The following is a 22,341-nucleotide window of genomic DNA, read 5'->3' as shown; positions in this document are numbered from 1 at the left end:
AAAAACTTACTATAGTTTAAACTCTAAAATAAAACGATCATGAATGTGCCTTATGTTGTAATACCAATAGCACTAGGTGTAATCTGCGGGATTTTAGGTTACATACTAGGAAAAATTACTTTTAAGAATGATAATGCTCTTTCAGCATCTCTTCAAGCTGATTTAGATGTTTGCAAAGCGCATACAAAAAATTTAAACTCAAGAATCTTAAAATTAGAAGCAGAACTTGCTGCGAAAAATAAAACAGTAATTCCTGAAATAATTCCGTTTGAACCTGCATTAGCCTCAAATGCTTTAGGAAAAAAAATAAAGGAAAATGACTTGAAAATAGTAGAAGGAATTGGTCCAAAAATAGAATCTTTATTTATCGAGGCAGGAATAAAAACGTGGCAAAACCTTTCGCAAGCTTCCACAGAGAAGTTACAAGCTATTTTGGATGCCGGCGGAGAAAACTATGCGATGCATAATCCTAGTACTTGGGCTAAACAAGCATTAATGGCTTATCAAGGAAAATGGAAGGAATTGAAAGATTGGCAGGATAGTTTGTTGGGGGGAAAAGAGTAAAAAAGACACTAAGTTTCTATGGTGCTAAAATTCTAAGTCTCAAGAAAACAAAAGTTGAGATTTAGTCAACTTTTAGAGCATAAAAAAATCTTAGCACTTTAGAGACTTGATAACTTTTCCCAATTCTTAGAAGCATTGTACCAAAGCTGACCTTTTTTTACTTCAAGCGGACAATCTATATTATTAGTATATAATGCCCCCGTTCCCAAACCTTGCGGCATGTCTGAGTTTAATGTAAATGTCCATTGTGCAATCGCATTCAGTCCGATATTGCTTTCTAATGCAGATGTAATCCACCAGCCGATATTGTATTTTTCTGCTAAAGTGATCCATTCTTGCGTACCACGAAAACCACCAATGAAACTTGGTTTTAAAATGATGTATTGAGGCTTAATTTCTTGAAGCAATTTTTCTTTTTCCTCAAACGAAAATACGCCGATTAATTCTTCGTCTAAAGCAATTGGGAATGGCGTTTGTTTACACAATTGAGCCATTTCTACGATTTGGCCTTTTTTGATAGGCTGTTCTATGCTATGAAGCTGAAATTGTTTTAATTGATTCAGTTTATCTAAAGCTTCTTTTGAAGAAAAAGCACCATTTGCATCTACTCTGATTTCTATTTCTCCTACAGAAAAATGGCTTCTAATAAATTGCAGTAATTCTAATTCTTTATCAAAATCAATAGCTCCAATTTTAAGTTTTATACAGCTAAAACCATCGGCCAATTTTTCTTCAATCTGCTGTTTCATAAATGCAGATTCACCCATCCAAACTAATCCGTTTATGGCAATTGAATTTGTACCATCAGTAAAATTAGAGGGAAATAAAAGATATGAATTTTCACTTTTAAGCGATAAAAAAGCCATTTCTATTCCGAATTGTATGGAAGGAAATTCTAATAAGGCATTCCAAAGTGCTGTTTCTCCTAAATGAATATTATCGCAAGCCCACTTTAGTTTCTCTTCGTAATCTGGATGGTCATCTGCGCTTAAGCCACGCAGAATGCCACACTCTCCTATTCCTTTTTTTCCATTTTCTTCTAGTATTATAAACCAAGTTTCTTTCTCGGTCATAATTCCTCGGGAAGTTCCAGACGGGCGTTTAAATTCTAGTAAGTATTTATGATATGATGCGTTCATTTTTTGAGGTGCTAAGATTCTAAGATTCTAAGATGCTGAGTTGCTCAGTTAAAAAAAGATGCTTTACAAAGCATCTTACATCTAAGTTACTTAGCATCTTAGTATCTCAGTAACTTAGAAACTTAATTGTATAATTTTAAGATTTTTTCGAAATCTTTTGAAGGCAGACCTGCTTTCTCAAAAGCTTGAAAATCGAGTTTTGTTTTTGCAACCCAGCTCAAACTGTCCGTTACGTTTTGAGACTGATATTTTTTGTAAATCGCTTTGGCAGCGCTATAATCATCGCTTACCAAATAAGTATGTGCTAAATTTAATTTGACCAATAATTCTGTATCATCCAGCTTTTCTCCTTCTTGAAGCACTTTTAATGCTTTTGCATATTGCTTAGTCAAAATGTAGCAATAACCTAGTGAACTGTAATCTACAGCAGTTGCTTTGCCTTCGTTTACAATTGTATTTAATTTCGGAATTGCTTCATTATATTTTTGCGCTTTAATTAAAGACACGACTTGTGTTCTTAAATCGTTGAATACATTTTTAGATATATCAGCATCTTTGTAACAGCTGTTTCCAAAATCTTTGTAGACTTTTGTTTTTTCGACAGCTAATAATTTTTGAAACTCATCATAACGATATTGTTTCATAATCTTATTCAAAATACAAACGCAAAAATCATCTGAATTGGCCATTTTCTGTGCCATTGTAGATGTTTTGCATAAACTGATAATTTCATTTTTGTTGTCTTGATTCCAGCCACGGTTTAGTTTTGTGTCTACCCAAGGCACTACTTCCAGAACTACTTTTTGACTTAATAGCCAGTTTTTGCTTTCAAAGCCAAACCAGATTGTACTGATATTTTCTTTTAAACAAGAAGATTTGCCAATAGATAAACGCTTGGCGTCTTTACTCACAGGTTCTGCCTGAGAATAACAGGCTTTATCGATTTTACCGTCCGTAACGTATTTTTTCGCGTTTTCATTAGAAGTAAAAATCGAATAGGTGCATTCATCATCTCCTGAAATTTTCGACATCAAGAACACTGCGCCCGCAGAACCTTGACTTACGCCTGTTGGATCTGGTATTGCTTTCAATAAAGAGACCAAGCTATTGGCCATTTCTTGATTTTTATCTAAAAGGGTAATTCTATAGACAATTTCTGTAGTTCCAACAGGTAAATCTTCTGTTGGTATAGAAATTCTATCGCGTGCCGGAACCATAATTTCTTTTGTTGTAGCACGCTCTTTATCCCAATAACCGTCTTTTTGTGCAAGCGCGCTACAGGAGATTGCGATAAATAGGAATAAAATGATTTTTTTGAAAGTTGTATTTTGTGATGATGCTTTAATTGCCACAGATTTCACAGATTAAAATGATTTTTACTTTAAAAAACTTTAATTCAATTAACATAGATTATGCCAAATCACTTTCTTATGGAATTGAGTGCCCTAGCCCCGATAGAGGCGGTATCTCCCGATCTAGAAAAACAAGGTTTTTTTAGCCGTAGTTTTTGTTAATCGGGAATTTAGCCGAAAGCGGGATTAGCTCCTTCTTTCGACTCCGCTCAGGATGACAATTATAATTCAATCGAATCTCCAATTGGTAAAAGCATTAAATCTTTTCCCTTATCGAAAAATTTGCGAATTGCTTCTTCATGATTGATTTCGATATAGCCAAAAGTATCATAATGATATCCTAAAACTTTGTCGCATTCTACAAAATCTGATGCAATAATAGCATCTTCAATATCCATTGTAAAATTGTCTCCGATTGGAAGAATCGCTAAATCCAGTTTTGTGCGAAGCGGAATCAATTTCATATCATACGTCAATGCTGTATCTCCGGCAATGTAGATATTTTTATGTTCGCCTTCAATAACAAAACCTCCAGGATTTCCTCCGTAAGAACCTTCAGGAAAGCTGCTTGAGTGAATGGCATTTACATATTTTACTTTTCCGAAATCAAATTTCCAGCTTCCGCCATGATTCATTGGGTGTGAGTTGAATCCTTTTTTGGCATAGTAGCTTGCAATTTCAGCGTTAGAGACAATAACTGCATTCGTGTTTTTAGCAATGGCCTCAACATCTAAAACGTGATCAGGGTGTGCATGAGTCAGTAAAATATAATCGGCTTTTATTGTGCTAAGGTTGATTGATGCTGCTTGCGGGTTTCCGGTAATAAATGGATCCACAATAATGTATTTTCCTCCTACTTCAATTCCTAATGAAGCGTGTCCGTAGTATGTAATTTTCATTTTTTTACCTTTTTAAGTTAAACATTTGTTTTTATCTTCCTCCTAAAAAGAGGTTTACAATAATGTCTGAAATTAGCGAAATCATACACACTGTAAGTAATATAGAAAGCAAAAATGTGCTCAATGCCAGTTTTTTTAATTCTGGATCTAATAATTTTGGATCTTGATTTTTGTAAACCGTGATTAAATGTTTTGTCAACGGAATATAAGCGAGTACAAATAAGTATTGGTCAAAGTTATAATCGCTTAAAATAGCAAATGCAACCACCAAAACCATTGCCGTAATAATCAAGAAAAAGTGATATTTTTTGGCATTTTGAGCTCCAATCTGTACTACGATTGTGTTTTTTCCAGATTTTTTATCAGATTCCTGATCGCGCATATTGTTTAGGTTCAAAACTCCAACGCTTAACAATCCGATTGCTACCGCAGGAAGGATTAAAAGCGGATCAACTTCTTTTGCATACAAAAAGTTAACGCCTAAAGTACTCACTAATCCGAAGAAAATGAAAACGAATAAATCTCCTAATCCTCTATAGCCATACGCTGAATTACCTACGGTATATTTAATTGCCGCTACAATAGCTGCGATTCCTAATAGAAGAAAAAAGATAGAATATCCGAAATTGTCTTTCCCAAAAGCAAAATAGATCAATATGATTGCAGAAAGCAAAGTCAAAAATGACGTAATAATAATGGCCTTTTTCATTGCCTGAGGCGTAATAACACCACTCTGAATAGCACGTTGCGGCCCTACTCGATCTGCATTATCAGTACCTTTTACTCCGTCTCCATAATCGTTTGCAAAATTGGATAAAACCTGTAATCCTAATGTTGTCAATAAGGCAAAACCAAAAACTTTCCAGCTGAATACTTCAGTTGGCGTATTGATAGTTTCGGTTGGATTTGACAAAGCATAAATGCTCCCAACTATAATTCCGGAAACTGATAAAGGTAATGTGCGCAATCTAGCGGCTTCAATCCAATGTTTCATGTTTTAATTTTAGATTTTAGAATATATATTTTAGATTATTATATTCTGATTTAAAATTATAGATTGAAAATTTAAAATCAGAAATCTAAAATTATTAAGGTATCCATTTATTTTCACCGAAGTTTGGTTTTCTTTTTTCTAAGAAAGCATTTCTTCCTTCTTTAGCTTCTTCGGTCATGTAAGCCAAACGAGTTGCTTCTCCTGCAAAAACTTGTTGTCCGACCATTCCGTCATCTGTTAAGTTCATTGCAAATTTTAGCATTTTTATAGAGGTTGGTGATTTTTGAAGAATTTCCTGAGCCCATTCGTAAGCAGTAGCTTCCAATTCGTCATGAGGAATTACAGCATTTACCATTCCCATTTCAAAAGCTTCTTGAGCAGAATAATTTCTTCCTAAGAAAAAGATTTCACGTGCTTTTTTTTGTCCCACCATTTTAGCTAAATATGCCGATCCGTAACCGCCATCAAAACTAGTTACGTCTGCATCAGTTTGTTTAAAAATGGCGTGTTCTTTACTGGCAAGCGTCATATCGCAAACTACATGCAAACTATGTCCGCCACCTACAGCCCAACCTGGAACAACAGCAATAACCACTTTCGGCATAAAACGAATTAAACGCTGCACTTCTAGAATATTCAAGCGGTGCTGTCCATCATCTCCAACATATCCTTGATGTCCACGTGCATTTTGATCTCCACCGCTGCAAAAAGAATAAACTCCGTCTTTTGTTGAAGGTCCTTCAGCAGAAAGCAAAACAACTCCGATTGAAGTATCTTCTTGCGCGTCGTAAAAAGCTTGGTATAATTCTGAAGTAGTTTTAGGACGGAATGCATTTCTAACATTTGGTCTGTTAAAGGCAATTCTTGCTACTCCGTTGCATTTTTTATAAGTTATATCTTCAAATTCTCTGGCTGTAATCCATTCCATTTTGATTTTTTGTTTTAATAATTATACGGTAAAAATAAAGCATTTTTACTACTTTACCTACTCAATCTGCCTTAAGTCTTTGCTAAATTGATGTGCAATGTTAACAATTAGTATTTACTTACAAAAAATAACATTTTTTAACATTAGTTTAGAAAAATAATATTTAATTTTACAGCCTAGAAATCAATGAGATACAAAATATTTCAATGATTCCAGATTGATTTTCTTTCACTGATTTATTAACCTAAAAAATGATTTTTTTGAGAAAATTTAAAAAATTTGTCGCTCATTTTTTTAGGGTTTTCACAAACAAACCTCAATTAAAAGAGCAAATGATTTATGTGTTTGTCGAAACTTCAAAAAGAAAAAAGTAACACCTAAGGTTAAATGTTAGAATTGTATCTATAATTAGTATAGAAATGATAACGAAAAGAGGAAAAAAGTACTAATTCGCACTTTCTAAAAGTTATTTTATAAACCAATGGATGAGCCGTGAAATTTATTTTTTTGCTTTTGAGATAGGTACATTTATTATTTAAAAGACATACCCATCAATGGAATAATTTCTAAAATTCGTAAAGCTATTGTTCTGAGATGGACTCGAATTATTTTATTTCTGTTTTTTTTTAATTACAATTTTTTTTAAAACTGAATAAAAAGCGAAAGGCTGCTTGTAATGAGCAGCCTTTTGTGTTATAATAATTTTGCTAGCGCAAAATAAATTCCAAATTTTAAACTCCAAATTCCAATGGATTGTGTTGAATCAGTCTTGAAATTTGGAATTTTAAATATTGGAATTTCTAGATTTTTATTCTTTCACAAGATAAATCCCGTCTTCTTTAATTTCAATCAATTTTTCTTTATACAAAGCTCCGATTGCTTTCTTAAATGATTTCTTACTCATTTTCAAAACGGTTTTAATATCTTCAGGATGAGAATTGTCATTCAATCTAAGAAACCCTCTGCTAGCTCTCAGTTCGCTTAATATTTTTTCGGCATTAGGTTCAATGCTTTCAAAACCTTGAGCCTGAAGTGCTACATCAATTTTATTGTCAGGACGAATATTTTTGATATACCCACGCATTCTGTCTCCAGTTCTTATCGAATCATCATACACTTCATCTTTGTATAAAAGACCTTTATGACGTTCATTTATAATAACATTGATTCCCATATCGGTAATATGAGAAACTATCAAATCGACTTCTTCCCCTTTTTCAACCGTCAACGTATCGTTACTCAAAAATTGATTGGTTTTGCTCGAAGCCACCAAACGATTCGTCTGTTTGTCCATATATAAATAAACCAAATAGCGTTTCCCTTTTTCCATTGGACGCGCCTGTTCTTTAAACGGAACCAAAATATCTTTCTCCATTCCCCAGTCCATAAATGCGCCGACATTATTGATGTAGTTTACACGTAAAAGAGCAAATTCATTCAATAAAATGTATGGAACCAAAGTTGTCGCAACTGGTCGCTGTTCGTGATCTAAGTAAACAAAAACGATTAATTCTTCGCCAATTTCAAATACTTTTGGCACATATTTATTTGGAAGCAAAACGTCGTGAACTCCATCTGGATCATTTTCTGGATCTCCTAAAAATAAACCAACTTTGGTATCACGTAATATAGTTAGCGTATTGTATTTTCCTATTTCTAGCATTTTTATAAGTTTCTAAGCAGTCGAACTGCTAAGTTCTGAGACGCAAAGGTACGAAGTTTGGCGCGGTACAAAGAAATTAATTTTAACAAAACTTGATTTGTAGGGAAAAATGAGAAAATCCCTTTATAAACATATGTTTATAAAGGGATTTTTTAGTTACATCAAACTTAGATTATTTGAAGATACTTTCTTTTTTAAAGTGTACAGTCAGCAAGTAATATACTACCGCTCTATACTTTTGTCTGTTAGATTTTCCATATTTCTCCATAACGGCATCAATTCCCTTATCCAAATCAGGACCATCTATTAAACCTAATTTCTTGATTAAAAAGTTATTTTTTACTGTATCCAATTCTGATTGTTGCGAAGAAGCCACTGTAGAAGCGTCATCATTATAAATTGACGGACCGCAAGCAATTGTAACCTTTGTCAATAAATCTTCATCAGCTGTGATTCCGCATTTTTCTTTTAAATCAGCTGTGTACTTTTTAATTAAATCCTCTCTTGTGCTCATAATTATATAAATTGGTGAATAATAGACCAAATGTATAATTAAGTAAGCTTTAAAACAATAATTTTAACAAATATTTTCTTTCAATCAATATAAGTATTTAAAGTACTGTTTTAAAATAAGGTCATTTTCAGTTGTTGGTGTAAAAATTTCTAGAATACACGGAACTTCATTAGAACTGTACAAATACTGAATTCCGTTTTCTAATGATTGAATATCGTGAGCTGTTATATAGTTTAAACCATACATTTTTGCCAAATGCTCAGCAGTCAATTTATGCGAAGTTTCAAAATAGGTATTGAAAACCGGTTTTTCTTGATGACCAGGAAGAATTCTAAAGATTCCTCCTCCTCCATTATTAACTAAAATAATCTTGAAGTTTTTAGGAATATAAGAGTTCCACAGAGCATTGCTATCGTATAAGAAACTTATATCTCCAGTAACAAAAATGGTTTGTTTTTCGCTTCCAACCGATGCACCGATTGCTGTAGAAGTGCTTCCATCAATTCCGCTTGTTCCTCTATTGCAAAAGACTTGAATAGAATTGTCAATATCAATTAATTGTGCATAACGAATAGCAGAACTGTTGCTAATCTGCAACATGCTGTTTTTAGGCAATGATTCAATTACTTTTTCAAAAACTTTAAAATCTGAAAATTCGATTTTATTTAAATAGTCTTTTCTTCTCTCTAATCTTGTTTGGTAAACCGTATTTACATTATTAAAATAATTACTTTTTACAAAAGATGTTTTTGAAAGCAAGTCTTTAAAGAAATCATTTGGCTGCATCTCAAAATGCTTGGTCAATGCACCAAATGTATCATAAGCACGCAAAGTATCTATATGCCAATGATGTTTTGGTTGGTATTTTCGCAGAAATCCTTTAATTCTTTTTGAAACCACCATTCCACCAAAAGTAACCAATACTTCAGGGTTAAATTTCTTAAAATCAAAATCATCAAAAGGCGTAATTAAAGTATCTATTGAATTGATAAAACTTTCGTGATGAAGATTTGAAGTCGTTTCTGTAAGCACGACAACAGATGGATCTGAAGCTAAATTTTCAATAATTTCTTTATCAATTGTATTCGCTTCGTTAACTCCAACTAAGATTAATTTTCGTTTTGCAGTATTCCAAACAGAAATTACTTCTTCATTATTTTTTATCATTAATGGAAAAGCTTCTGGCTTTGGATTTGTAATTTTTGGCTGTACAGAAAGCTCTTCTGTTGTTTCGTAAAGCGGTTCTTCAAAAGGCGCATTAATATGCACTGGACCTTTTTTAAGAATTGCCGTTTCAATTGCCAGATTGATTTTTAAATCGTTCTCTTCTGATGCTTCTTCAGTTAAATTAGCATTAAAAACAGAATGATTAGCAAAAACATTTTCCTGACGAATGGTTTGTCCGTCGCCAATATCAATTTTGCTCTGCGGACGGTCAGCAGAAATTACAATCAATGGAATCTGAGTGTAAAACGCTTCTGCCAAAGCAGGATAATAATTTAATAAAGCTGATCCTGAAGTGCAAACTATAGCAGTTGGCTGTTTGGTTTGCTGTGCAATTCCTAAAGCAAAAAAAGCGGCACAACGCTCGTCTGCAATACTGTAACAGTTGAAGTTTGGATTTTGAGCAAATCCGATAGTTAACGGTGCATTTCTAGATCCAGGAGAAATTATAATATTGACAATGCCTTTGGCAGATAAAATTTCGATAATGCTTTGTGCAAGCGCTATTTTGGGGTAAATCATTCCGGTCGTGTATTACTTTTTTAAAGAAAATCTTCTATTTTGATTTTTCTTCATCTTGCTTACAAAGTTACAAACTTCGCACTTGATTTGTATTATAATTAGGAATATATTAAGGCTCTTTCCCGAAAAAGGGAATATATTTGTAAAATCGAATAATTAATAAAAGCCTGACCTAATATGCGTTTCTTATTTATACTTTTTTTATCTGTTACTTTTCAAACCATAACTTCTCAGAATCAATTTGTTCCTGTTGACGTTCCATATAAAACGGCTTTAGAAAATGCAAAAAAAGAAGGAAAGCCGCTTTTTGTTATGCTTTATGCAGATTGGTGTCCGCATTGTAATTTAATGAAAGTGGAAGTTTTGAGCGATCCTGCTGTGATGGAATTTTTGAACAAAAACTTTGTTTGCATTTATAAAAATATTGAAAAAGAAGAAGGAACTGCATTAAAAAATAAATTCAGTACCAAATCGCTTCCAACTTTTTTATTTCTTGATAGTAATGAAACTTTGATTTATGCATTGAAAGGCGAAATGAAAAAGCCTGAATTTTTGAACGAGCTCAACAATGCTTTGAATCCGAAAACACAATTGCCATATTTAGAAAAACAATTTCTTGCAGATCCAAGCAATTCAGATAAGTTCTTTTATTATTTAAATACTTTAAGAAAAGGAAAAGACAGAACAGAATTGTCAATACCAACGCATATTTATCTGAATACTCAAACAGACAAGCAATTGGTTAGTGAATTAAATTGGCGTGTTATTGCAAATGGTGTAACCGATATTAAATCTAGAGAATTTCAGTATGTTTTAAATCATCAGAAAGAGTTTGCAGGTGTTGCATCTCAAAATCGAGTTGACCGTAAAATTGAAAGTATTGTAAATGAGTTGCTTCGTCCTTTGGTTGACAATTTAGATACTGTAAACTATTACAAACAAAGAGAAGTTGCCAAATCAATTCGATTGCAAAAAACAGATTCTCTAGTTTTTAAATATGATTTGACATTGGCAGAAAGAACCGAAAAATGGGACTTTTACAAAAAAGTTACGCTCGAAGGTACCCAAAAATTGGTTTGGAATGATGCGAGCTTTTTAAAAGATATCGGAAACATTTATTTTAAACATATTAATGATAAAGAAAGCTTAAAAAAAGCCATTTTCTGGGTAGATCGCTCTTTAGAATTAAATAATTCGTATGACGGAAATTTACTTGAAGCCAAGCTTTACAATAAAATAAAAGACAAAAAGAAAGCTTTAGAATACGCCAAAAATGCCAAAGCCATTGCCAAAGAAATGGACTGGAACTCTAAAGAAGTGGACACTTTATTAGCTGAATTGAATACCAAATAATTTTTCATATTACCGATGAGCATTATATTAAGACCTGCAACGACAAACGATTTGCAAAAAATTCTAGAAATTGTAAATCATTCCATTTTACACACTACTGCCAATTATAGTTATGAAATCCAGACTTTGGAAGTTCAAACAAAATGGTTTGAGGATAAAATGGCTAAAAACCTTCCTGTAATTGTAGCCGATTTAGATGGTGAAGTGGTTGGTTTTGGAAGTTATGGACAGTTTAGAGAAAAGATAGGCTATCAATATACTGTTGAACATTCTGTTTATGTGGTCGATAATATAATAGGAAAAGGAATCGGTTCTAAACTTTTGACAGAATTAATCCGTTTAGCTAAAGAACAAGGATATCATGTTATGATTGGCGCTATTGATGCCGATAATGCAGGAAGTATTGCTTTTCATGAAAAATTCGGATTTGTAGCTACAGGAACAATTCGCGAAGTTGGCTATAAATTTGACCATTGGTTGGATTTGGTTTTTATGCAGCTTATTTTAGTTTAACCTTAACACTTAACCGTAAAGGGCACAAAGAATTGCGCAAAGTTCGCAATGATTATTTTAAAAACTCTGTCTCTTTGTATCTTTGCAACTTTGAAGCTCAAAAAAAAACACAAATTTGAAAATTCAAATTTGTGTTTTTTTTTAATTTAGCTTTTAATCCAATTGATAACTTCTGGCTCTGTCACTAGAGTTTTTGGTTTAATTACTTTTACCAATTCTCCTTTCTCGTTGATTAAGTATTTCTGAAAATTCCATTCCACTTCAGAATCCTGTAGACCGTTTCTTGATTTTTCAGTTAAGAATTTATAGACATCACACATATCGCTTCCTTTTACTGAAACTTTGCTCATCATTGGGAAAGAAACTCCATAATTTTGCTGGCAGAATGTTTCGATTTCTTTATTTGTTCCTGGCTCCTGAGATGCGAAGTTATTTGCAGGGAAACCAACAATCACAAATCCTTTATCTTTATATTGTTTATAAACTGCTTCTAAATCTTTATACTGAGGCGTTAAACCGCATTTTGAAGCCGTGTTGACAACCATGATTTTTTTGCCTTTTAAAGACGCAAAGTCAAAAGTGTCTCCTGATAAATCTTCTACTTTAAATTGGTAGATTGTTTCTTTTGCCATGGTTTTATCCTTTTTAGATAATTTGTTATTACTGGTTTGAGCATTTAATCCTGTTGCAGATAAAACTGCTGCTCCAAATAGCATAAAAAGTATTTTTTTCATCTTTTAATTTTTTATAAAATTAGCTAAAATCCATTTCACAAAAACTATTTTAGGCCTTTAATTTTTGCTAATCAAAAGTTAAATAATAAAATGAAGCCTAACGTTAATCAGACGTTAGGCTTCCCCCCATACAAACAAATCAAACCATGAATTAATTATTATGCAATCTTTTATAAATTATAGTTGATGACTCGGTTATGTCGAAAATCGTTTATCCCCCATATGTCAAACGTCTCTTAAAAATCTTAAAATGGCTTGTATCAATGTAAAATTAAATCCTAAATAGCCGAGACATATTAAAAAATCTTCGGTTGGAAGTCCGAGCACATCAACTATACAGTATTTATGTTTTGTTATTTTTCATACTCAAATTTGGCTCAGCCATAAATTTTGGAATCACATACATTTACGCGAATACACAAGACATCTTTTAGAAAGTCTTTTTCAGTAAATATGGTCAGTGATAAAACTGTTGTTAAGCCCACTATTAATATTTTAACTATTATTTTGCTATCCATAAGTCCTTAGTAATGTTCTAACAACAGTTTATTTCAAATTTTATGACTGTAATAAGGTCTTTCTCATGTTATTAAAATCATTTACGTAATTGGATTTATTTTGGTTTTAAAAAAAGTGAGAAAAAATTCATTTTTTTTCTAAACCCTTTATTTTCCTAGGTTTTGAACTACAAAAAAAAATCAAAAAAATCAAAAAAAAATAATTTACCTTTATAACAGTTAGCGAATAAACTTTAACTTTTAATGTTTAAACTTTAAATTCCAAATCTATGAGTCAAGAAGAACTGTTAGTTTTAATTTACCAAAAAGACGAAAAAGCTTTTACACATTTGTATGATATGTATTCAAAAAGCTTGTTTTCAGTCATTCATGTGCTAATCAAGAATCGCGAAGAGGCAGAAGATGTACTTCAGGATGTTTTTGTCAAAATTTGGAAAAACATAGATTCTTATAATGAAAGTAAAGGACGATTTTATACCTGGATTCTTAATATCGCTCGTAATACCTCGATCGATAAACTTCGTTCTAAAGATTTTAATAACAGCCAAAAAAACCTTTCATCAGATAATTTCGTAAATCTTTTAGATGAGAGCAATAAATTGAGTCATAAACTAGATGCAATTGGAATTCAAGAATTTGTAAAAAAACTAAAACCAAAATGTATCGAAATAATCAATTTATTGTTTTTTAAAGGATATACCCAGCAAGAAGCTTCAGAAGAATTGGCAATGCCACTGGGAACTATAAAAACGCAAAACAGAAACTGTATTAACGATTTACGTAATTATTTGAAGATATAATGGAAGCACAAGAATATATAGAATCAGGAATTTTAGAGCTGTATGTTTATGGCTTATTAAGTGAAAAAGAAAATCTTGAAATTGCTGAACTGGCTAAAAAGAATCCTGAAGTAGATCACGAAATTATTTCTATAGAAAAAGCTGTAATAGCGCTTTCTTCGAGTTTTTCTCCATTTCATTCTGTAGAAAATTTCGAAAAAATTAAAGCTCGTCTTGAACTTAAACACGGAAAAGTAGTCGACATGAAACCTGCTTCAAACTGGTCTCAATATGGGGGCTGGGCTGCAGCAGTATTATTATTGCTAGGTTTAGGATATCAGACTTTAGAATTGACTAAAACAAAAGAAGCTATCTCTACTGTTGGAAATGAAAAGAATAAAATTGAGCGTGAATATGCTTTTTTAAATCAGCAGAATAAACAGACCGAGAAAAACTTAAGCATTGTAAGAGATATTAAAAACACTGGAGTAACACTCGGCGGTCAGGCAGTATCGCCAAAATCTTATGCAAAAGTATATTGGAATAAGGAAACCAAAACGACGTATATCGATGCGGCTGGATTGCCTACTCCGCCAAAGGGAATGGTTTATCAGGTTTGGTCTTTAAAATTAAGTCCTGTTCTTACACCAACAAGTATTGGTTTGCTGGATAATTTTGAGGGAAATTCTCAGAAAATCTTTACTGTCAGCCAAACCGACTCAGCAGAAGCTTTCGGAATTACTTTGGAACCAGCCGGTGGAAGTTTGACTCCAACAATGGAACAGCTTTATACTTTAGGGAAAGTTTAAAATTTAATCTTTCATAAAAAGCTAAAACGCATATTAGATTTAATATGCGTTTTTTGTTATTTTTAATTTGATAAATTCCAAAACAATTAATCAGAGAATTATATGGAGATAATGTGTAAAAATTGTCATCAGATTTTCAAAGGTCATTATTGCAACAATTGCGGACAACCTGCAGAAACGCATAAAATAAATGCTCATTTTTTGTGGCACGATATTCAGCATGGTTTATTGCATTTTGATAAAGGAATTTTATATTCTTTAAAACAATTATTTACAAGACCTGGACATTCTATCCGTGAGTTTATTGAAGGCAAAAGAGTTCGACATTTCAAACCGTTATCTTTGGTTGTGGTTTTAGCTGCGCTGTATGGCGTTTTATATCATTTTTTCCATATTAATATGTTTCCTAATACAGATGAGGGATCTGTAAATTTCAATAAGTTTAACGAATGGGTCGCAACCCACTATTCTTGGATTACCATTGCGACAATTCCGATTTACACAATCGGAACTTATGTTGTCTTTAGAAAACAAGGTTACAATTACTTTGAGTTTTTTGTATTAAATACATTTAAAGCTTCTCAACGCCTTTTTGTTCAGATTCTAACTTTCCCGGTACTCTTTTATTTTAATGGCACGCCTCATATTCAAAAATTTTCATCGGCGGTTTATATCATTGGTCTTATATTGATTTTCTGGACAAACATTCAGTTTTTTAATAAAATATCAAGAATAAAGGCTTTCTTTTTAAGCATTTTAAGCCACATTGTGTTTTTAATCTGTTTCTTCATCATTGCAGCAACCGTGATGGCTGTTTTAGGAAAATTGCCTGTATAAATAAGTAATAAAAAAAGGTTCAACATCGCGTTGAACCTTTTTTGTCTGAATTAATAATTATTACAAATTATTATTTTTTTACTTTTTTGGTTTTATAGTATTTTCTATACTTTGGATAAGTAACAGCACCAATTATAGAAATCGTAATTAAGCAGTAATAAATCCAGTTTAACGAATGTGCTTCACCACTTGCGTAAGAGTGTAAACCTACTAAGTGGAAGTTTACCCCATAATACGTAAACAAAATAGAAACAAACGCATACATACTCATTAAATTAAAGAACCATTTTCCTCTTAAAGCTGGAACAAAACGAGCGTGAATTACAAACGCATAAACCATAATCGAGATTAAAGCCCAAGTTTCTTTTGGATCCCATCCCCAGTAGCGTCCCCAGCTTTCATTGGCCCATTGTCCGCCTAAGAAGTTTCCAATAGTCAGCATGATAAGACCAATTGTCAAAGCCATTTCGTTAATGTAACTTACTTCTTTAATGTGTAAATCCATTTTGGCTTTATTTTTATCATTCGTAAAGAAAATTAATAAAAGAGCCACAAAACCTAGGATCATTCCTAAAGCAGTCGGACCGTAACTTGCAACGATTACTGCAACGTGAATCATTAACCAATATGAGTTAAGAACTGGCTGCAGGTTTGCAATTTCTGGATCAATCCAGTTCATGTATGCGGCCATCAAAATCATTGCTGTAACAAACGCAGATGAAGCCACAGTAAGTTTTGATTTTCTGTCAAAAGCCAATCCGAAGAACATTGTTGACCAAGCCACATAAACAATCGATTCGTAAGCATTACTCCACGGTGCGTGACCCGAAATATACCAGCGTGCAATTAATCCTAACGTATGAATTACAAATAATAACCCGACAATAGCATGGAAACCATTTACAGTAATTCTAAGCCATTTTTTCTCAAAGAAAATACTAAGGATAGTAAACATTAGCATAAGAATAGACGCTGTAATGTACCAATAAGGCAATACTTTGAAAACATCATACTTGTTGTAAGCGATTTCAGCATCAATTTTATCTTCGCTTGGCCTAACTTTAGAGCCAAATTTCTTTTGGAAACCATTAATGCTTTCTACTAAATTATCGGCTGTATCAAAGTTTTTCTGAATAGAACCATTATTTAAAGCACTAAAATATAATGGCAAAATTTGTTGTACATAAGTTGAATCCATTCCTTTAAAACCTGCATTGTCACGTTCTAAATAAGAAACCCATTTGTTTCCTGGATCATTTGGAACAGGAAATATTTTTAAAATACGCCCACTCAAAGCAGACTCCATTAAGTTGACTTTTTTGTCTGTCTCAACAAAATCTTTCTCAAAATTGTTCGGATTTGCCGCTTTATAAGCTTCGTCTAAATATGGAGATAATTTATAATTTCCTTGCTCATCAAAGAATTTTACAAATGGCGCATACTGATCTTTTGAATCAATTCCGATAATTTTACGAATACTATCGTTTCCTGATTTGATATAAATTAATGGAATCTGGATCCAAACCTGCGCATATTGCGTCATAGACAAGAATACTTGATCAGAATTCATTCCGTTGTAGGTATCTTTATGACTTACCTTTCTAAGCAATTCAGATGAAAACGTATTAATTGGCTTCATTCTACCTCCAGCATCCTGAATAATCAAACGACCGAATTTTGCCGCGTGAGCTTCTGGCGCTTTATATATAGTCAATAACGAATCTAATTGTTTTTGACTTGGCGGAGCCGTAACGTGATTGGCATGATCATTTGGATCTGCAGAATGTGCATGGTTATGGGTGTGATCGTGTGAATGAACATGAGGTGTTTGCTGTGCAAAACCATTCAAACCAATCAATAAAACCAAAATGGTAATTAGTTTTTCTTTTTTCTTCTGAATAGCATCAAGTTTGCGTTTCAAATCGCCAAAACGAGAATGTTTAGTAAACATAATAGCCATTAAACCAATGTATAATAGAAAATAACCTAAATAAGTAATGTTAGTTCCCCAGAAATCATGATTTACCGATAATACAGTTCCTTTTTCATCTGGATCAAATGAAGACTGAAAGAAACGATATCCTTTATGATCTAAAACGTGGTTCATAAAAATATCGGCATCAAAAGTTTCTGTAGAATCCAAAACAGTTACTTTACTTTTAAAAGCAGAATAACTTTTCTCTGTTCCTGGATATTTGTCCGCAATAAAATCGTTTAATCTTACTTTAAAAGGTAAAATATAAGCTTTACTTCCATAAAATAAAGAATATTCAATATTGCCAATTTTTACCGTTTTAGCTTCTCCAACTTGTCCTTTATTACCGAAAAGCATTACTTCTTTTTCTTGTCCTTCTGCTTTTACTTTTACAACTAAAGCATCTCTATGAGATTTGGCCTTAAAGTCATTATTAGATTCGTAATCTACTTTTCCTTTCAATGGAGGCTCTGGAAATACAATTCTGATGTCTCCAATACTATATAGAGAACGCATCATTAAAGGCTGTACATTATCTTTTGTAACTTTTCCTTTAAACTGATCTGCCATTCGCATAAATTCACCCTCAAAAGGAGTTTGAATAGTATATTCTTTTCCAGTAGTATTAATATTAATTGCACCGTCTGTCTGCTTATTTAAAGCAAATAGAACATTGTGGATATTCTGAACTTCTCCTTCTTTAAGGTAATGTTCTTCTCTTCCGCCCGCTCCAGCTTCAACCAATTTAAGGTATAAAGTTCCGTTGGCGTCTGGCTTTACCACTTCTTTGGCTCCCATAATATAGTTAGAATAGGTAACTTCAAAAGGAGTTTCATCGAATTTACCTGAAATGCTAAAATCATTATTGGTTACAGGAGAAAGTAAAAGGCTTTTTTCAAAAACTCTTCTTTTCATTTCGCCTTTATATTCACCATCTGCAAAAATGGTTAAAAAGGTCTTGTCTGAATAAACTTGGTTTTCTGCCGCGCCTTCGCGAATTGGCATCATTCCTTCATAACTTATATAACGAGTAATAAAAGCCCCTAAAATGATAAAAACAAAAGCAAGGTGCAATAATAGCGTTGCCCATTTTTCTTTTTTATGCAATTGGTATTTTTTGATGTTTCCGAAGAAATTGATCATAAAGATGGCCATAATCGCTTCAAACCACCAAGTATTGTAAATTAGTATTCTAGCCGTATCGGTATTGTATTTACTTTCGATAAAAGTACCAACACCCATTGCAATTGCAAATGTTAAAAAAAGAACGGCCATTAATCGTGTAGAAAACAAAAAAGAGAATATTTTTTTATCCATTTTTTAGGGATTACATTGTATAAAAGTGCGACAAAAGTACTTAAAAATGTTGATTAGCAGGCTTTGCCTTTTGTTAATAAAAACCAAAAATAAAAGCTATTTTTTAAACGAATTGGTAATATAGAAAGTTTAAACTTACAAAATCGATATGCATTTTTTGATAATTTATTTTTAGTCAAAAAGTATTGGAATTACAGCAAAAAACAGAGGGCAATAAAAATTTCAAAAAAGCAATATCAATATTCAATACACCCCTGCATTAAAAAAATAATACTAATTTTGCTTTCATGATTCAGATAACAATAATAGGTTCCGGCAACGTTGCGCAGCATTTGATAAAGGCTTTTTCTGCCAGCAAAATTGTTGAAATTAAACAAGTTTTTTCCAGAAAGAAAGAAGCCTTACTTCATTTAATTGATTCTGAAAAGATTGTAACCGATTTTCAAGCGTTAGAACCTGCTGATTTACACATTATTTCAGTTTCAGACAACGTTATTGCAGAAGTATCAGAACAGCTTCCATTTAACAATCAACTTGTGGTGCATACCTCTGGAACATCTTCAATTGAACTATTAAATCCTAAAAACCGACGCGGTGTTTTTTATCCGCTACAGACCTTTTCTAAGAACAAACAAATTGATTATTCAATCATTCCTTTTTGTTTAGAAGCAGAAAACACAGCCGATTTTAAACTATTAGAAACCGTTGCCAAAAGCGTTTCAACAGCAGTTTATCCAATCAGCTCAGAACAGCGAAAAGCGCTTCACGTAGCAGCTGTATTTGTGAGCAATTTTACGAATCATTTGTACCAGATGGGACAGGAAATCTGTGAAGAAAATCAACTGCCTTTTGCTGTTTTAAGACCATTAATTCAAGAAACTGCTGATAAAATCAACACTCTTGATCCAATTGATGCCCAAACAGGGCCAGCAATACGCCATGATTCTAACACAATCGAAGCCCATCTAGCTTTTTTGCAAGACGAAAACAAAAAAAACATCTATAAAATCCTAACACAATCTATACAGCATAATGGCAAAAAGTTATAAAGAATTAATGAATGACATCACAACGTTTGTTTTTGATGTAGACGGCGTACTTACAGACAGTTCTGTTTTTGTAACCAATGAAGGTGAAATGCTAAGAACAATGAATATTCGCGATGGATTTGCAATGAAAGCGGCAATCGAAAGCGGTTATCATGTTTGCATTATTTCTGGAGGAAGCAATGAAGGCGTACGAATTCGTCTTCGCAATTTAGGCGTTACAGACATTCATTTAGGAACTCCAGATAAAGTAAAAACTTTTACAGCCTATACTGAAACTCATAATATAAAACCTGAAAATGTGTTATATATGGGAGATGATATTCCTGATTTTCATGTCATGAAATTGGTTGGATTACCGACATGTCCTCAAGATGCAAGTCCAGAAATAAAAAAAATCTGCCGATATATTTCTCACGTAAAAGGCGGACGCGGTGCTGCCAGAGATGTTATCGAACAAGTAATGAAAGTGCAAGGAAAATGGATGGAGTACTTTAATGGAAAACACGATTAAAGTTTTCAGTCTCAGTCACAGTTTGCAGTTACAGTAAAAAAAACTTAGCCCCTTAGTATCTCAGAACCTTAAAAAAAATGAAATTCCTCAAACTCATTCGTTATAAAAACCTATTAATGCTTGCTTTTATGCAGCTGCTTTTTCGTTATGCCTTTTTAAAACAGCAGGAAGTTCCGCTCGCATTATCTGACTGGCAATACGGATTACTTATTTTAAGCACAGTATTATTGGCTGCAGCGGGTTATGTTATCAATAACATTTATGATGTAGGAACTGATAGCATCAACAAACCAAATGATGTTGTGGTTGGAAAAGGAATTACAGAAACAGCCGCGTATAACATTTATATAGGTTTAAATATTTCTGGTGTTGCAATTGGTTTTATTTTGTCGAATATTATTATGAGACCAACTTTCGCTTCGCTTTTTATTCTGATTGCATCACTTCTGTATTTTTATGCAACTACACTCAAGCAAATCATGATTTTAGGAAACTTTGTTGTGGCATTGCTTTTAGCGGTAAGCGTTTTAATTATTGGTGTTTTTGATCTTTTTCCAGCGACTACAGCAGAAAATCAGGCACAAATGGCAAGTTTATTTTCAATATTAATTGATTATGCTTTATTTGCTTTCATGATTAATTTTATTCGTGAAATTGTAAAAGATATTGAAGATGTAAATGGCGATTACAATATGGGAATGAATACGCTCCCAGTTGCAATTGGTGTAAGCCGAGCGGCAAAAATAGCTTTAGGTTTTGCTATTATTGCGTTCATTCTATCAGGGCTTTACTGCAATACTTATTTTATGCAAAACAAACTTTACATTGCTGTATTTTATGCATTTGCGACAGTTTTAGCACCTTTGCTTTATTTTATTGTGAAAATATTTGGTGCAAAATCTCAAAAGGATTTTCATCATTTAAGCAGTATTTTAAAACTCATTTTGTTCTTCGGAATCTTGTCAATTCTAGTTATTGCTTTTAATATCAAATACAATGCTTAAAGAAAAATTAAAAAAATACAAAATTATTCTTGCTTCTGGTTCACCTCGCAGACAGCAGTTTTTTAAGGATTTAGATCTAGATTTTGAAATTCGTTTAAAAGACGTTGAGGAAATCTATCCGCCAGAATTAAAAGCAGTCGAAATCACAGATTATCTGGCTAAATTAAAAGCTAATGCATTTGAAGGCGAATTGGCAGCAAATGAAATTCTAGTTACAAGCGATACGATTGTATGGTATCAGAACAAAGCTTTAGGAAAACCAAAAAATGCCGAAGAAGCTTTTGCTATGATCAAATCGATGTCAAACACAACGCATGAAGTGATTACTTCAGTTTGCTTTAAAACCGTAGACTCCTCTACTCTTTTGCACGATATCACTAAAGTAACTTTCAATGACTTATCAGATGAAGCTATTTTGTATTATATCGAAAATTATAAACCTTACGATAAAGCTGGTGCATATGGCATACAGGAATGGTTTGGTTTTATGGCAGTTGCAAAAGTAGAAGGCTCTTATACCAATGTAATGGGACTTCCAACAGCCAAAGTTTATGAATTTTTGACTAAATTAGTGTAAAAATGTAATTATGTTTTCTTTTAAAGAGTATAGCCGAGAAATAATAGCAACAATTATTCTTATTGGGGTTTTGATTGTATTGCGAATGGTAATCGCTAAACTAATAAGACGTTTTGCCGCTACAAGCCAATTATTTGAACACCGCACCAATTTAGTTATTAAGTATATTAATATTTTAATGAATATATTGGTTGTAACCACTTTAATTGTAATTTGGGGAGTTCAAACAGAAGATATTTTTATTACAATTTCTTCTATTGCAACCGTTATTGGCGTGGCTATGTTTGCTCAGTGGTCTATTTTGAGCAATATTACTTCTGGAATGGTTTTATTCTTTTCTTTTCCTTTTAGAATCGGAGACACTATTAAAATACATGATAAAGATTTTCCTATTGAAGCTGAAATTGAAGACATTAATACCTTTCATGTAAGCTTAAAAACAAAAGAAGGCGAAAAAATTGTTTTTCCTAATAATTTATTACTTCAAAAAGGAATTTCGATTATACCTGCAAAGTACGAGGAGCGTGAGTTTTTTGACTAAAATATAATGGGAATTTTATAACGGG

At 32.7% G+C, this 22,341-nt stretch carries 21 protein-coding genes; 11 read left to right on the top strand and 10 right to left on the bottom strand.

What is annotated here, in order from left to right:
* Positions 1 to 39 precede the first annotated feature (39 nt).
* Entirely contained in the window at positions 40 to 564 is a 525-nt protein-coding gene (locus tag FF52_RS21625; RefSeq protein ID WP_008468968.1) for a hypothetical protein, read from the top strand.
* Between the two features lie 98 nt (positions 565 to 662).
* Here the strand turns inward: FF52_RS21625 and FF52_RS21620 are convergent, their stop codons facing one another.
* From FF52_RS21620 to menD, 8 genes are all read right to left on the bottom strand, one after another.
* Positions 663 to 1,703, bottom strand: a complete 1,041-nt coding sequence (locus FF52_RS21620; protein ID WP_008468967.1) for an o-succinylbenzoate synthase — start codon at positions 1,701 to 1,703, stop codon at positions 663 to 665.
* A 122-nt stretch (positions 1,704 to 1,825) separates the two neighbouring features.
* Positions 1,826 to 3,064, bottom strand: a complete 1,239-nt coding sequence (locus FF52_RS21615; protein ID WP_008468965.1) for a tetratricopeptide repeat protein — start codon at positions 3,062 to 3,064, stop codon at positions 1,826 to 1,828.
* A 212-nt stretch (positions 3,065 to 3,276) separates the two neighbouring features.
* Positions 3,277 to 3,954 carry a metal-dependent hydrolase gene (locus tag FF52_RS21610; protein WP_008468963.1) on the bottom strand — a complete coding sequence of 226 codons (678 nt, stop codon included), beginning with the start codon at positions 3,952 to 3,954 and terminating at the stop codon, positions 3,277 to 3,279.
* A gap of 31 nt (positions 3,955 to 3,985) precedes the next feature.
* A complete protein-coding gene (gene menA / locus FF52_RS21605; protein WP_008468961.1) occupies positions 3,986 to 4,948 on the bottom strand; it encodes a 1,4-dihydroxy-2-naphthoate octaprenyltransferase in 963 nt (320 codons plus the stop codon).
* Positions 4,949 to 5,042: 94 nt separating this feature from the next.
* On the bottom strand, positions 5,043 to 5,876 hold the full coding sequence (locus FF52_RS21600) for a 1,4-dihydroxy-2-naphthoyl-CoA synthase (protein ID WP_008468959.1): 834 nt from the start codon (positions 5,874 to 5,876) through the stop codon (positions 5,043 to 5,045).
* A gap of 808 nt (positions 5,877 to 6,684) precedes the next feature.
* The gene (locus FF52_RS21595; protein ID WP_008468957.1) at positions 6,685 to 7,539 is read right to left on the bottom strand and encodes a S1 RNA-binding domain-containing protein; all 855 of its coding nucleotides are present in this window, start codon (positions 7,537 to 7,539) and stop codon (positions 6,685 to 6,687) included.
* A gap of 172 nt (positions 7,540 to 7,711) precedes the next feature.
* Complete coding sequence (locus FF52_RS21590) at positions 7,712 to 8,053, bottom strand: DUF2853 family protein (RefSeq protein ID WP_008468955.1); 342 nt, start codon at positions 8,051 to 8,053, stop codon at positions 7,712 to 7,714.
* Between the two features lie 84 nt (positions 8,054 to 8,137).
* Positions 8,138 to 9,799, bottom strand: a complete 1,662-nt coding sequence (gene menD / locus FF52_RS21585; RefSeq protein ID WP_008468953.1) for a 2-succinyl-5-enolpyruvyl-6-hydroxy-3-cyclohexene-1-carboxylic-acid synthase — start codon at positions 9,797 to 9,799, stop codon at positions 8,138 to 8,140.
* Positions 9,800 to 9,976: 177 nt separating this feature from the next.
* On the opposite strand from menD, the gene FF52_RS21580 reads away from it, so the two are divergent.
* Together FF52_RS21580 and FF52_RS21575 are read left to right on the top strand one after the other, a co-directional pair.
* Positions 9,977 to 11,152, top strand: coding sequence for a thioredoxin family protein (locus FF52_RS21580; protein WP_008468952.1), 1,176 nt, complete (start codon positions 9,977 to 9,979; stop codon positions 11,150 to 11,152).
* A 15-nt stretch (positions 11,153 to 11,167) separates the two neighbouring features.
* Entirely contained in the window at positions 11,168 to 11,665 is a 498-nt protein-coding gene (locus tag FF52_RS21575; protein ID WP_008468951.1) for a GNAT family N-acetyltransferase, read from the top strand.
* Between the two features lie 146 nt (positions 11,666 to 11,811).
* On the opposite strand, the gene FF52_RS21570 is transcribed toward FF52_RS21575, so the two are convergent.
* Complete coding sequence (locus FF52_RS21570; protein WP_008468950.1) at positions 11,812 to 12,399, bottom strand: glutathione peroxidase; 588 nt, start codon at positions 12,397 to 12,399, stop codon at positions 11,812 to 11,814.
* Between the two features lie 787 nt (positions 12,400 to 13,186).
* On the opposite strand from FF52_RS21570, the gene FF52_RS21565 reads away from it, so the two are divergent.
* The 3 genes from FF52_RS21565 to FF52_RS23250 all read left to right on the top strand — a co-directional run bounded on the left by FF52_RS21565 (position 13,187) and on the right by FF52_RS23250 (position 15,342).
* On the top strand, positions 13,187 to 13,717 hold the full coding sequence (locus tag FF52_RS21565) for an RNA polymerase sigma factor (RefSeq protein WP_008468949.1): 531 nt from the start codon (positions 13,187 to 13,189) through the stop codon (positions 13,715 to 13,717).
* Complete coding sequence (locus FF52_RS21560) at positions 13,717 to 14,505, top strand: anti-sigma factor domain-containing protein (protein ID WP_008468948.1); 789 nt, start codon at positions 13,717 to 13,719, stop codon at positions 14,503 to 14,505. Before FF52_RS21565 ends, FF52_RS21560 begins: the two co-directional genes overlap by 1 nt.
* Positions 14,506 to 14,607: 102 nt before the next feature.
* Complete coding sequence (locus FF52_RS23250; RefSeq protein ID WP_008468947.1) at positions 14,608 to 15,342, top strand: DUF3667 domain-containing protein; 735 nt, start codon at positions 14,608 to 14,610, stop codon at positions 15,340 to 15,342.
* Between the two features lie 70 nt (positions 15,343 to 15,412).
* On the opposite strand, the gene ccsA is transcribed toward FF52_RS23250, so the two are convergent.
* Positions 15,413 to 18,634: a cytochrome c biogenesis protein CcsA gene (gene ccsA / locus FF52_RS21550; protein WP_008468946.1), complete on the bottom strand. Its 3,222-nt coding sequence runs from the start codon at positions 18,632 to 18,634 to the stop codon at positions 15,413 to 15,415.
* A 287-nt stretch (positions 18,635 to 18,921) separates the two neighbouring features.
* On the opposite strand from ccsA, the gene FF52_RS21545 reads away from it, so the two are divergent.
* The 5 genes from FF52_RS21545 (at position 18,922) to FF52_RS21525 (ending at position 22,316) form a co-directional block, all read left to right on the top strand.
* Positions 18,922 to 19,683 (top strand): Rossmann-like and DUF2520 domain-containing protein, encoded by a 762-nt coding sequence (locus FF52_RS21545; protein ID WP_008468945.1) that lies wholly within the window; start codon positions 18,922 to 18,924, stop codon positions 19,681 to 19,683.
* Positions 19,667 to 20,194 carry a KdsC family phosphatase gene (locus tag FF52_RS21540; RefSeq protein ID WP_008468944.1) on the top strand — a complete coding sequence of 176 codons (528 nt, stop codon included), beginning with the start codon at positions 19,667 to 19,669 and terminating at the stop codon, positions 20,192 to 20,194. Before FF52_RS21545 ends, FF52_RS21540 begins: the two co-directional genes overlap by 17 nt.
* Before the next feature lie 77 nt (positions 20,195 to 20,271).
* Positions 20,272 to 21,198 carry a geranylgeranylglycerol-phosphate geranylgeranyltransferase gene (locus FF52_RS21535; RefSeq protein WP_083847520.1) on the top strand — a complete coding sequence of 309 codons (927 nt, stop codon included), beginning with the start codon at positions 20,272 to 20,274 and terminating at the stop codon, positions 21,196 to 21,198.
* Positions 21,191 to 21,775, top strand: a complete 585-nt coding sequence (locus FF52_RS21530) for a Maf-like protein (protein WP_008468942.1) — start codon at positions 21,191 to 21,193, stop codon at positions 21,773 to 21,775. Before FF52_RS21535 ends, FF52_RS21530 begins: the two co-directional genes overlap by 8 nt.
* Before the next feature lie 10 nt (positions 21,776 to 21,785).
* Complete coding sequence (locus FF52_RS21525; protein ID WP_008468941.1) at positions 21,786 to 22,316, top strand: mechanosensitive ion channel domain-containing protein; 531 nt, start codon at positions 21,786 to 21,788, stop codon at positions 22,314 to 22,316.
* The last annotated feature ends 25 nt before the right edge of the window (positions 22,317 to 22,341 follow it).

Source organism: Flavobacterium sp. F52 (genome assembly GCF_000278705.1).
Classification (GTDB): Bacteria; Bacteroidota; Bacteroidia; order Flavobacteriales; family Flavobacteriaceae; genus Flavobacterium; species Flavobacterium anhuiense.
The sequence above is the reverse complement of the archived record's forward strand: the minus strand, read 5'-3'. Positions and strand labels throughout refer to the sequence as shown.